The following is a 12,751-nucleotide window of genomic DNA, read 5'->3' as shown; positions in this document are numbered from 1 at the left end:
CTAAGTTTAAATAAAGATCTACTATGCTAATTTATCCTCGTACATTTTTTTATAGTATTCTTTATACTCTCCACTTATAATATTCTGCCACCAACATTTATTATCTAAATACCATTTTATTGTCTTCTTAATGCCTTCATCAAAACTAGTTTTGGGGATCCAACCCAATTCTTTATATATTTTTGTTGGATCAATGGCATACCGTTTATCATGTCCGGCGCGATCTGCTACATATCTAATCTCGCCCTTGCCTAGTTCCGTGATAATAGTCTGAACGACCTCTAAGTTGCTTCGTTCATTATGTCCTCCAATATTATAAATTTCACCTATTTTACCCTTATGAATAATAAGGTCAATGGCTATACAGTGATCTTCAACATATAACCAGTCGCGAACATTTTCTCCTGTACCATATACCGGGAGAGGTTTATCATTTAGAACATTGGCAATCATCAGAGGTATAAGCTTTTCAGGAAAATGGTACGGTCCATAGTTGTTCGAGCAACGAGAGATAGTCACAGGAATTCCAAAGGTTCTATAATAGGCTTGTACCAATAAATCTGCACTAGCCTTACTTGCTGAGTAAGGGCTAGAAGCATGAATTGGGGTTTCCTCTGTAAAAAATAAATCTGGTTTATCCAGCGGCAGATCACCATAAACCTCATCAGTAGATACCTGATGATAGCGGTCAATTCCAAACTTTCTGCAGGCATCAAGTAATACTTGTGTACCTATTACATTTGTCTGTAAAAAAATCGATGGATCTTCTATTGAACGATCAACGTGGCTCTCTGCCGCAAAATTTACGATGATATCTGGCTTTTCTTCTTCAAATATTTTATAAATTGCTGTCCTATCTGCAATATCTGCTTTAATAAACTTAAAATAAGGATTGTTCATAACTGTTTCTAAAGTTTCTATATTGCCTGCATAGGTAAGCTTATCAACGCAAATCATCTCATAGTTCGGATACTTTTTTAGCATATAATGAAGGAAATTTCCACCTATAAAACCTGCTCCACCTGTAATAACTATTTTCATTTCTCTTTCCCCTCATAGATAAAGTCTGCATCGCTGTCACAAAATTTAGGGGCTTTCGCATCCTTTGCCGACAAAATGGGATCATCTATTCCCCAAGCAATATTGAGTTCTTCGTCATTCCATTTTATACTCCGCTCTGCTTCAGGACAGTAATCATTATCTACCCTATATATAAATTCGACATCATTGGTAAGCGTCAAAAAGGCATGTGCAAAGCCACGCGGAATCAATAGCTGCCTTTTATTTTCGCCGGATAATTCCACTGCCTCCCATCTTTTATAGGTCGGCGAACCTTTTCGTAAATCGATAGCAACATCTAAGACTATACCTTTTACACACCGCACTAATTTCGCCTGAGCAGCTTTCCCCTTTTGAAAATGTAAGCCGCGTAGTGTTCCTTTTTGGGCAGAAAAAGATTGATTATCTTGTACAAAATTATATTGCAAACCAAGCTTATCCATTTCTCTCTTTGACCACGTTTCCATGAACCACCCTCGGGTGTCACCGAATACTTGCGGCTCAAATATATAGACATCTAAAACGTTAGTCTTAATAACGTTCATCGGATTCCCCTCTTAATATAATATTTTTCCATTTGCAACTGCTCTTAAATGGCTCCCATAAGCGGATTTACCATACTTCTTAGCTGACTCCATTAATTTTTCTTTTGCGATCCATCCATTGCGATAAGCAATTTCCTCTACTGCCGAAATTTTAATTCCCTGTCGTGTTTCCAGCACCTTAACAAACTCAGAAGCTGCCGCTAAAGAATCAATTGTACCAGTGTCCAACCACGCAAAACCTCGTCCTAAAGTGACAACGTCAAGGTTGCCTTTCTCTAAATAGATACGGTTTATATCCGTAATTTCCAACTCTCCGCGTGATGATGGCTTAAGTTTTTTAGCATATTGGCATATATTATTGTCATAAAAATAAAGACCGGTAATCGCATAATTTGATTTCGGATTCTCAGGTTTTTCTTCTATTGAAACTGCCTTTCCATTCTCATCAAATTCTACAACACCGAATCTCTCGGGATCCTCTACATAATACCCAAAAACAGTTGCACCTTCCACCAGTTCCGCAGCCTTACGCAAATGCTGTGTTAATCCACTGCCGTAAAAAATATTGTCACCCAGTACCATGGCGCAACTGTCACCATTTATAAACTTTTCCCCAATTATAAATGCTTGCGCAAGGCCATCAGGGGAGGGCTGTTCCTCATAGGAAAGTTTAATACCTAAATTAGTACCATCCCCTAAAAGCCGTTTAAAGTTAGGAAGATCTTGAGGCGTAGAAATTATGAGAATGTCTTTAATTCCTGCTAGCATGAGGGTTGACAATGGATAATAAATCATCGGTTTGTCATAAACTGGTAATAGTTGCTTGGATGTGACGAGGGTCAATGGATAAAGTCTTGTGCCAGACCCTCCAGCAAGAATAATACCTTTCACAACAACTTCTCCAATCTATATTGTTCGATTAGATTCTTACTTCTTGATTAAAGAAACAAAATTTAATGGTATAAAAGCATTTCACTTTATTAATCATTAAATCTAATAGGCCTAGCGAAATGTAATCTTATTTATCTAACCTAATTTTTAAAACGGCTAATGCATACTTAGTCTTAATTCCTAAGTATACAGCTATAGTTGTTAACCAATTATATTTTTTTAGATAATGTTTCTTATAAAATAATAACATCGCATTATAAAAATGATACGTGACCAGTGGAGACTTTGTATGAAGACCGCTCTGCCCTTTTAGATGGGTAATGCATACCGGCCCGTAATAGACTACAGAAAAACCATTATTCTTTACGCGGAAGCACAGATCTAAATCCTCACCATACATAAAGAATGTCTCATCATATCCATCAACTTTTTCAAAAACGGTGTTTGGCATCATTAGGAAGGAACCGGCCACAGAATCTACTTCACTTATAGAATCTACTTCAATAAAAGTTTGACGATAAGCGCCATACTTTTTGCTCTTCGGAAATCTTTTATCTAAGCCGCAAAAATAATATAGTGACGAGATTGGTGTAGGAAAGCCGCGTTTACAAGCATGATCCAATAAACCATTCTCTAATAAAATACGGGCGCTGAGTACGCCGACATGCGGATGATGCTGCAAATAGCGGACACAGGTATCCAGTGTTCTTTCATGCATCAAGGTGTCATTGTTTAAGAAGAGAATATATTGTCCGCGCGCATTTGCCGCGCCAATATTACAGGCATTGCCAAAGCCTTTGTTTTCAACCCGAATTACACTGTTTGCTTTCAGGCTTTTATTTCTATAGACTTGTGTTTCGTCACTGCTATTATCTACAACAATAATCTCAAAGGAAATCTGCGGTTTTGTATCATAAATGGATTGAATGGCCTTTGCTGTTAGTTCTTTTGCATTATAATTTATCATGATAATTGATAGGTCCATTAGGAAGCACCCCTTCCCAATAAAACGCTTGGAATCGTTTGGAGGATAATTTTAAAATCCAAGCCCATTGACCAATTATGTATATAGAATAAGTCCAATTTAATGCGCTCTTCATAGCTTACATCATTGCGTCCGCTAGCCTGCCAAAGACCGGTCAAGCCTGGCTTAACCCGTAAAATCAGTTTTCCGTTTGACCCGTAACGATTGATCTCCGGGGAATAATCGGCCGTGGGCCAACAAAACTGATATCTCCACAAAAAATATTCCATAATTGCGGCAGCTCATCCAAACTCAGTTTTCTCAGATATCGTCCGATTTTCGTTATCCTTGGATCATTTTCTAGCTTATATGAGTCATAATAGCTTTTACGTGTTTCTTCATCATGAAGGAGTTCTTTTAACATTTGATCCGAGTTAATAACCATAGTTCGGAATTTATAGATTCTTATCGTTTTTCCATCAAGCCCTAAGCGTTCCTGTGCATAAATTCCAGGACCCTTTGAAGATATCTTTATAATTGTCCAAACTAAGACCATTAACCACGACGAAAGAATAATTCCAACGGATGCCAAAATGACATCGACAGTTCTTTTTAATCGTTTAGAAACCCCATCAACTATCAAATCCTTAGGACCGAAAATAACAAGGCCTTTATGATCGAGCGCCTGCAATGGCACCGATAGCATACGTGTTGAAGAAGGCAAAATATAGAGCGGAATATAGTTGATTTCGCAAAAGGAAACAAGGTCCTTAAATTCACTATCTCCTTCTTCATAAAGCAAAATCCCTATATCATCTTTGTCTTTCGATTCTTTAGCATGAATCAAGTTTTGTTTAAGGGAAATAAATTCTGCAATAATGCTTTTAGAATCAAGTTCTGCAATTATTCTAAGACCAAGAATATCCGCCGTCTTTTTCAGTGTACCTAGTTCACTTTTTTCAAACCCGACTGCAACCATTGGATATTTTAATTCTTCATAAAATAATTTGCCATGGATTTTGTTGAGTATCTTGTGTGCACTGACCGCTGCGACAAAATTAAACAAAAACAATATCGTAAAGTACATCCGCGAATAGCTTATAGTACGAATGTAAAACGATGTTACGAAAAAAATTGCTGCAGTATATGTAATCGCACGTAAATAAATGCTCCACTTGAAGTCCATAACTGCATTCGGCTCATAATTACCCCCGAGGTAAAGTAATCCCAGGTATAATATCCCTAATAAGATGATCGTAATGAGGTATGCATTTATATTAATAACCGAAACATCACTCGCGAACTTCAAGTAGGCAACAACTATACTTGTCAGACCAAATACGAATATATCAGCAAGAAAATACTGAACTCGCAGGCCTTGTACTTTTAGGGAATAGAGCACAACACTTCCTCCAGAATTTATGCTGACTATTTTAATCAATGTTAATATTTTCTTATTCGACAGGCTTTTCTAAATCCCTTTTTAGCCGTATAAATTGTCGAACATTACTTGATCTTAGCTGGATTCCCTGGATTCCCTAGTTTCCTATTCTGAAAATTAGTTCCTTTACTTGCATTTTGATTGCTTATGATGTGATTGATACTTACTCCTAGGCCTAATAGAATCCAAAAGACGGGCGCAACGGATACTACACTATCGTTAAAGAAGGCTGCTCCTAGATAACCGACAATAGCTATAAACACTCCAACACCGACTTGTGATAGGAAATTGTCATATTCATTTTTTGTATATATTTTAATACTTTTAAACAAATAAAGGCCAAAGAGCACAAGTAATGCAAGCAGTGAGACCATCCCAGTATTGAGTGCAACTTGTAAATAGAGATCATGAGGCTTATCTACGAGTTGCCACATATCTCCATTATAAGCGTACATTTTTCCCAAAATATCATGTTGCGGGAAATATGCCGCAAATGTATCCGGACCATATCCAAGGAGGATTGTATTTTTAAGAAGAGGTATTGATCGTGACCATATATAACCACGAGAAGATCCTAGTTTTTCCTTACCGTTAAAACCCCAAGATTCTACGGGTTCTAGAGTAAATATCTTTCCTTTATTGTCCATGAGTGAAATGCCTTGAGGTTTCAAATCAAAAAGGAGTTTTATATCGCCTTTATCAAGTTTAAAGACATATTGGTTTCCATCTTTTCCAGCAAGTAAGCTATAATCTTTATACGCTGGATCTTTTAGCGTTATCTTTCCGTTTGAGGTATCGTAACTTGACTCAATAGGCTTATTATTCGTGTCTTCAAAGGTAAGTTGGTTGTTAATTAATTTGAAATTTAAAGTCTCAGTTGCTGTAACAACTGTTCCCTTTGTTCCACTTATCTTAATATCTTTCAATGGGATACTGTCTTTATAAGATTGGCTATTACTATTTCCGTTCGAACTGATTAAAGACTTTACATCGCGAAAAATTGATGCTACCCGCGTATTTACGTACCCATGTGAAATCTGATTCAGCCCCAAAAACATTGCAATTGTAACCATAAGCCCAACAGCAAAATACTTCCAATGTCTAGTCAATACTTTGTTTATAGAAATTAAAAAAACGATTAAAGCCAGAACCCCTCCTACAAAGCCTGCACGAGAGTTGCAACCAAGCCAATTTATTGCCATTATTACAGTTATAATTGCCATACCAACTTTGAACCACTTATTTTTTACGAGAACTAAGAGCGCAAAACTCAAGGGAAATAACATCGCCATATAACTTCCTACATAGTCTGTATGATATAGCGTTGCATAAATGGTATGTTTATCAAATTGAAATCTTATATCATTAGATATTTTTAAATATTTTGAAGGAATCATTAAAGATTTTCCAAAATCTGATTTCCATAGATCATAACCTATGTATTGAAATAAACCGATACTTCCAATAATCGTTGCACCTATAATAAGTGAACCTAAAATAATTTTGACATGTTTTTCTTTTGAAGTAAAAGCTGTTGTAAAGAAGAAAAGGAATATATAAGCAGCTAGAATGTAAATTCCTTCATAACGGTCTGGAAATCCTGAAATCGATATATTTTGATATTTTGAAAAAACTGTTGATACTATTACAAATAATAGATATACTCCTGCAGGTATGTAATATATTCTTAGATCTTTTTTAATTAGGTTTGGATCACTTTGAAAAAGCCGTACCAAAAACATTATAACTAGAAGGCCAGTAAAAACGAGCAGCCATATTCCTTTATAATACGAAAAAAAATCCAAATTATTTTTATCGCCATTCCAGAAATCGAAATATGCACCTGTTAAAGGCATTACATTCAAATGAACAATTAGGGGTACAATAGTTAGTATAAAAATATGGGGCAAAAAATGATACCATTTCATTTCTATTTCAGCAGTTTTCATAGAATTTCACCTCGGTATCCATAAATATATTCTACATGGTTTCTATGCACAAAGAATTACATTTAAATATGCACAATCAAGAAGAGAAGGACAGTTCAATACTGTCCTTCTCTTGATAATATTGTGTTGTAGATACTGTTACTATTATTGAGCGAAGGTAATCTTAATTGTTTTAACTAAGCCATTTGTCGAAATAGCTTTAAGAGTTACTGTTCCTCTAGTAGCAGTAGTTAAACTAGCAGAAATCAATCCATTCGCATCTACTGTGAATGAACCATTTGTTAAAGTATCGCCTGTTTTAAGGATTTGCGCTAATTGAATTCCACCCTTAACTCCATATTGATCTAAAGTATAGAAGTTAACGGCTGCGCGATTCGCGCTGGCACCAGTTGTAACATCGTATCTTGCTAAAGTAGCACCATTTCCTAACCCGGTATTAGCAGTTAGCAGTGTACCACCATTAGCAGCAGCCGCGGATGTGCTAATTGTGATTTCATCACCAATGGAATTTACAGTCACACCAGGTAACCATGTTTTAACTTGAACTGCAAGATCTTTTGCGACAGGAGCTGCATTCGTAGATTTGATAGCTGTTGTCACTACATTTATAGATTGGTCTACTTGATCTTGAATAGTAACTGTCAAATTCGTGCTGGAGGATGTTACACCAGTATCTAGTTGATGAGCAGTTACTTTAACAGCGTCATATGCAAGAGCTGAAGAGGTTGTAGCGGCAGTAACTGCAAAGTCTGTACTGTCGACATAAGCACCGATTACAGGATTACCTGCTAATGCGACTTTAGCGCCGCCTGCAGTTTGACCATAAACTTTTGGATTAGCTGCATAAGCTTTTTCGAAATCAGTAATTGTATTTGCATTGTCCTCTGAAGTATAGATTGCATTCGCTACAGAGTCGATCGTGTATCCTTTGATGTCATCAGTGCTAACATTTGCAATGGTGACTGATTTGGTATCTTTCACTGTACCATCACTAGTCTTAATCAAGGTGAATTTAACAGTTGCAGTACCTGTTGTAGCTCCAGCTTGGAGTTGAATTTGTTGTCCTTCATAAGCGTATTGGTGTCCGCTTACATAGTTAACAACAGCAGTATCTGAGCTTTCAACTTTAACTTGATATCCGTTAGCGTTATCTGACATATCAAAGAGTCTACCATATTGGTCTTTTACAGATAAGCCACCTTTATCAAATCCGAAGTCAACTTTTTGTACAGCGCCTGCTTCCATATTGTTAACTAACTTCGTTGAGTCTAAAGCTAAAGTATCAGCATATGCCGGATCCTCAACATTGATCGTTACAGAGCTGTATTTACCGGATGATGTCATTGCTGTAATAACTTGAGATCCAGTGTTAGCAGATGTGAACCATAACGACAGAGTTCCATCAACATTAACCTTAGTTGTGATGTTTGATGAGAACGTTACATCGTCCATTGAAATATCACTTGCATCAGTCAATTGAACTCCATTTTGATCATAAGCAACAAATGGGATTTCTTTTGTCTCATTTTGAGCAATGTCATATGCTGGAGCCATTAACGTAAATTTATCTACGACAGACCCTTTCTTCAGGGTTACATTAATACTTGAGGTCGATCCGGTCCATGTCATTGCTGTAATGGTGATTGGCATATCCATGGAAATCGAAACGTTTGGAGCAACTTTAACCTCAATAGCAGCCTTTGTAGAATCACTTGGATCTTCTACTACTTCAGCTGTCACATAAGAGCTTGATGTTGTTAAGCCATATGCTAGATTATTGTTGGTATTGGTAATTAAACCGCCTCTAATCAAATCAAGATTAGTCGTTTTGTTACCGCTAATATCAACAGCTTCATAACCGGCATAGAATACGCTGGAGGAATCTCCTGCTGATAATTCTTTGCCATCTGCATTGGTCAAAGTTGTAAGTTTGAAGCTGCTTAATGAACCAACTTGCGTTGAAACAGTCAAGGTAGCAGTCGTTGAAACTCCAGTATTATCATCATAGCCAGTAATTACTACTGTAGAAAACTGGAGAAGATTCAAACTTCCAGGATGGATGGTAATTAAGCCATCTTTCCATTCCATATTATTTGAGACACCGCTTTGGAAGTTTAAAGAATTAGCAAGTGACGCTGTGGTAATATCATTACCATATTGGTCTTCAACTTGATAGGTTGCATATCCTGTTTGAACAGCTGCACCTGTCGTTGTTACTGCTAATTTGGTAGAGGTAATATTGATTTTAGCAACTTTTTGAGCAGTAATGTCTAAGGTAGATGTTCCAAGATCAGTTGTGTCGTTTTTAACAGCAACTGTGTAGGATCCTTCTGGGAAATTAGCAGAGCCAGTCAGTGTTGCCTCTGTCTTAGCATCGTTCCAAGTCGCAGTTACCGTAACAGGAGTTGTAGATCTTTGAACATCAAAAGTAACTTTCGATGTGTCAGCAGGTGCTGCGCCAAAGGTGACTTTAATTTGGTTTGCTGCACTAGCTTTTACACTTTGAACAGATACAGGACCCGAAGGTGTTGTTTTTCCGACAGAAGCGCGAACAGCCTCAGGAACTGCGCCAACTCCGCCAAGAGCAATAACTTGTGTGGAATCGGTTACTTTACCGTTCACGCCGGTAGCTGCTTTTGTAGTATCAGCAAGAACGATTGGAGAGTTGGTTTTAGCTGCTAAAGATGCACCAGCAAGTGCATCGACGAGGGTTTCGCCGTTAGCAACATAGACTTTGTCATATTTGTAGTCAAGAGCATTAACAACTGCATCGTTTGTAGCATAACGATCAGCGCCTGCAAGAGCAGTAGCTCCGTCTAATTTTGCTTGGCCGCCGACGGTGTATTGTGTAGCACCTTTGTAAGCAGCTTCGTTTGCAGGAAGAGTAGCATCCGGATTTTCAACAAGGATTGAATATCCGTTTGCAGCAGCATAAGAAGCTGCGGACATTGCGTCAGCAACGCCATTATAAGCAACAACAAAGGAACCTTTGATGTTGGTCAGTTGAGCAGCAACTTTAGCAGCGGTTTCGGTGCGGTCAGCGCCTTGAAGTGCGGTAACATTTACACCGGAGATTGCTTTCAGGGCAGCAACTGTGTCAGCGCTTAAAGCACCAACTGCGTAAACATTTTTAGCTTTGAGGTCAACAATTTCTTGTTGAACTTTAGGATCCAATGCACCTTTGTAGGTTACGAGGATCGGAGCATTGAGTTGTCCTGCCAAAGGAGCAGCAGCCAATGCGTCCACAATGTTGGCATCGTCAGCAGGAACAACGATAACGCTGTCAGTTGAAGTCCAACCGTTTGCAGCGATCGCAATAGCAGTTCCTACGCGATCTGCGTCAGATAAACGTGTTACATCTGTAGCGCCGAATACGCTCATTGGGGCAATTGAGAGAACCATCCCGGCGATAGCTAAGGAGGCTAAAGCCTTTTTCGTCTTTCTCATGTAGTAAATTTCTCCTCTCTTTTTTGGGTAATTTTGTTTTGTCTTCGGAACTCGGGTTAGTGTACTTTTTCTTTTTTATGTACAAACCTTATTCCTTACCAAGTTGCTCGATCTTGGTGGCTTTCACCCCCCTTATGTAAGCCGCAAATCTTTAGACATTGCGCAATATCTAAAGGCATCCCACCCCTTTACGGAGGCGTCCCCCCTGAAAGACATTTGTCTCACGGGTGGCCTACCCTTTAGAACGCATTTAATGAAGAAACCCTATACAGTTTCTACATTCGTTATACTTATTCGGTATGAGGAACAATATTCCTGCAAACCTCTTAAAAAAAATTAGTTTTTTTAAGACATGTTGTATAACGATGCTAAAACCAGTTTACCGAAAAACTTCCCATAAAGCTAGACCCTTAAGAAATTCTTAATATATTTGTGGATTTATTACGTTTTCTTCTATAATTAATAGCCTTTGTACGTTAAGATTCCTTGATAGATTCCTTCGGCCGCTTTCTTTTGAAAATCTGCAGAGCTAAGAAGTTTTTCTTCCGTTGGATTCGAGATAAATCCAAGCTCAACGAGAATCGCAGGCATAGTTGTATTTTTAACTACATAAAAGTTTGCACTCTTTGTACCTCGATCCAATAAACCCAGCTGTTTCTCCACTTCTCTCTGGACATCTGCCCCGAGGGCCAGTGATTTATCGGCGACGACACTGTCCGATGAATAGTAAGTTGTCGTTCCCCCCGCATCAGGATTGCTGAAAGAATCATTGTGAATACTCACAAATAAATCAGCCTTATTTTGGTTTGCAATTTGTACGCGGGCTTGCAGGTCGCTTAGCTCGGTATAATTCGAACCGGCCGGAGACGTGTCGTTGTCACGGGTCAGAATAACGTTTGCTCCAGAGGCTCGGAGAAGATCGGCCAGATAAAGCCCTACCGGCAAGGTATTATTCTTCTCATATGTACCGCTGGCTCCGATAGCCCCTGTATCAGGTCCCCCATGACCCGGATCAATTACGATCGTCATTCCTGCCAAGAGTGAAGAAGGTAAGGCTGTACCCTCAACCATTTCTTGAACTTGGCTGGAAAGTACGCCCGTGCCGCCGATAAGAACAACCCATAACTTGCCATCTACCGAAGAGTCAAGCAGAGCTGAATATGTTGCTCCGGGCAAATCATTTTTCGCTGCCATAAAAAGTGTAGTATTTTGTTTCTCAGCTAAAGCTCCGGCAACTAATGCATCGGGAAAATCCTCGCCTGTTACTAAATACGCTTTAGATATTCCATTTACGGGGGTGTTGGAAAGACTTTCTTTAGAAAACCAATAGACTTGGGCAGCCGTTTCATAGCGGTCTTTACCTGAAATACGCTGCAGCCCTGATAGGCCCTGAACAATTTCAGATGAAACTGCACCTTCACCGCCAATAACATACGTCTTAGCGGCTGCAAATTTCGTGAGTTCATCCCTGGTCGTCTGAGGTAATTCCGTCGCTTGGGTTAAGAGAATCGGAGTCGACGTTAACCCTGCATACGGTCCAATCGCTAATGCATCAGGAAAGTTATCTCCATTGGCAAGGATAACTTGTCCATTCCCTCCCAGACGTTCAGCTACCTTGACCGCAGTATCATAACGGTCTTGGCCGCCAATTCGTTCCCATTGGAGTCCTGCTTGGTCAAGGGGAACCGTTATTGATGACCCCATCACTCCCTCACCGCCAAGTACAATGACATGGTTCGCACCTAGACGCTTTATTTCCTGAAGTACGGTTGTATCCAATTGTCCCGGATACGTAAGTAAAATCGGTGCATCCAAGCGTTTAGACAGTGGAACAGAAACCAAGGAATCCGGAAAGTCGTCCGCTCGTGCGAGCAAGACTGTTGAAGCACTTTGCCATCCCGCTTGGGAAATCCGAATGGCTGTTTCGATGCGATCGGCGCCGTAGACTCGTGTTGTATCTGCTGCTAAAGGAGATGCGCTGACCGCGGTTTGCGTTCCAAGCCAGAACACAAGCCCAAAAAATAAAAGCGCGCTCCATTTAACGATTCGTTGCCACAAAGATATTCCTCCTTACCTATATATACGATTGCCTTTGGCATTTTCTTTGGAAACTTCGACACCGCCTCCTAAAATCCTTCCCTAAACGCCAAGGACTTTAGACCCAATTTTTGGTCCAATTTATTCTTATCTCTAGCCTGAAAAGCTTGTATAAAATAACTAAAAAGACCCCCAAGCGTAGCTTCTCGCACAGAAGTAAGCGATTTGCGAAGGGGCGTTGAAACACACGACGCTTTCGTGGGGTAGCGGCGCCAGTGGGCTTGGCCATGGATGGCCTGATGTCGCGGGTGCATGGAGCACAGGAGCGACACACTTCAGGTATTACCCAGAGGTTTGGCTGAGCTCCCACGGAAGCGAGTGTGCCAGCCCCGGAGCGGCTAAGTGAACGGATGTGCGA

9 protein-coding genes are annotated in these 12,751 nt (G+C 39.5%); all 9 read right to left on the bottom strand.

Annotated elements, in window-relative coordinates; all coding sequences use genetic code 11:
- Positions 1–21: 21 nt before the first annotated feature.
- Positions 22–1,041 carry a dTDP-glucose 4,6-dehydratase gene (rfbB, locus tag ACHOLT_RS05675; RefSeq protein ID WP_425806375.1) on the bottom strand — a complete coding sequence of 340 codons (1,020 nt, stop codon included), beginning with the start codon at positions 1,039–1,041 and terminating at the stop codon, positions 22–24.
- Positions 1,038–1,604, bottom strand: a complete 567-nt coding sequence (gene rfbC / locus ACHOLT_RS05670; RefSeq protein ID WP_425806374.1) for a dTDP-4-dehydrorhamnose 3,5-epimerase — start codon at positions 1,602–1,604, stop codon at positions 1,038–1,040. The genes rfbB and rfbC overlap by 4 nt, the downstream gene beginning before the upstream one ends.
- Before the next feature lie 12 nt (positions 1,605–1,616).
- Positions 1,617–2,495 carry a glucose-1-phosphate thymidylyltransferase RfbA gene (gene rfbA / locus ACHOLT_RS05665; RefSeq protein ID WP_425806372.1) on the bottom strand — a complete coding sequence of 293 codons (879 nt, stop codon included), beginning with the start codon at positions 2,493–2,495 and terminating at the stop codon, positions 1,617–1,619.
- 127 nt (positions 2,496–2,622) lie between these two features.
- On the bottom strand, positions 2,623–3,480 hold the full coding sequence (locus ACHOLT_RS05660) for a glycosyltransferase family 2 protein (protein ID WP_425806371.1): 858 nt from the start codon (positions 3,478–3,480) through the stop codon (positions 2,623–2,625).
- A complete protein-coding gene (locus ACHOLT_RS05655) occupies positions 3,480–3,749 on the bottom strand; it encodes a sugar transferase (protein ID WP_425806369.1) in 270 nt (89 codons plus the stop codon). The genes ACHOLT_RS05660 and ACHOLT_RS05655 overlap by 1 nt, the downstream gene beginning before the upstream one ends.
- Positions 3,659–4,861, bottom strand: coding sequence for a sugar transferase (locus tag ACHOLT_RS05650; RefSeq protein WP_425806367.1), 1,203 nt, complete (start codon positions 4,859–4,861; stop codon positions 3,659–3,661). Before ACHOLT_RS05650 ends, ACHOLT_RS05655 begins: the two co-directional genes overlap by 91 nt.
- A 104-nt stretch (positions 4,862–4,965) precedes the next feature.
- Positions 4,966–6,849: an O-antigen ligase family protein gene (locus ACHOLT_RS05645; RefSeq protein WP_425806366.1), complete on the bottom strand. Its 1,884-nt coding sequence runs from the start codon at positions 6,847–6,849 to the stop codon at positions 4,966–4,968.
- A gap of 144 nt (positions 6,850–6,993) precedes the next feature.
- Positions 6,994–10,296 (bottom strand): cell wall-binding repeat-containing protein, encoded by a 3,303-nt coding sequence (locus ACHOLT_RS05640; protein WP_425806364.1) that lies wholly within the window; start codon positions 10,294–10,296, stop codon positions 6,994–6,996.
- Positions 10,297–10,755: 459 nt separating this feature from the next.
- On the bottom strand, positions 10,756–12,354 hold the full coding sequence (locus tag ACHOLT_RS05635) for an N-acetylmuramoyl-L-alanine amidase (RefSeq protein WP_425806361.1): 1,599 nt from the start codon (positions 12,352–12,354) through the stop codon (positions 10,756–10,758).
- Between the last annotated feature and the right edge of the window lie 397 nt (positions 12,355–12,751).

Origin of the sequence: Desulfitobacterium nosdiversum (assembly GCF_049860565.1) — a bacterium.
GTDB classification, from domain to species: domain Bacteria; phylum Bacillota; class Desulfitobacteriia; order Desulfitobacteriales; family Desulfitobacteriaceae; genus Desulfitobacterium_A; species Desulfitobacterium_A nosdiversum.
This window is presented reverse-complemented; position numbering and strand designations above follow the sequence as displayed.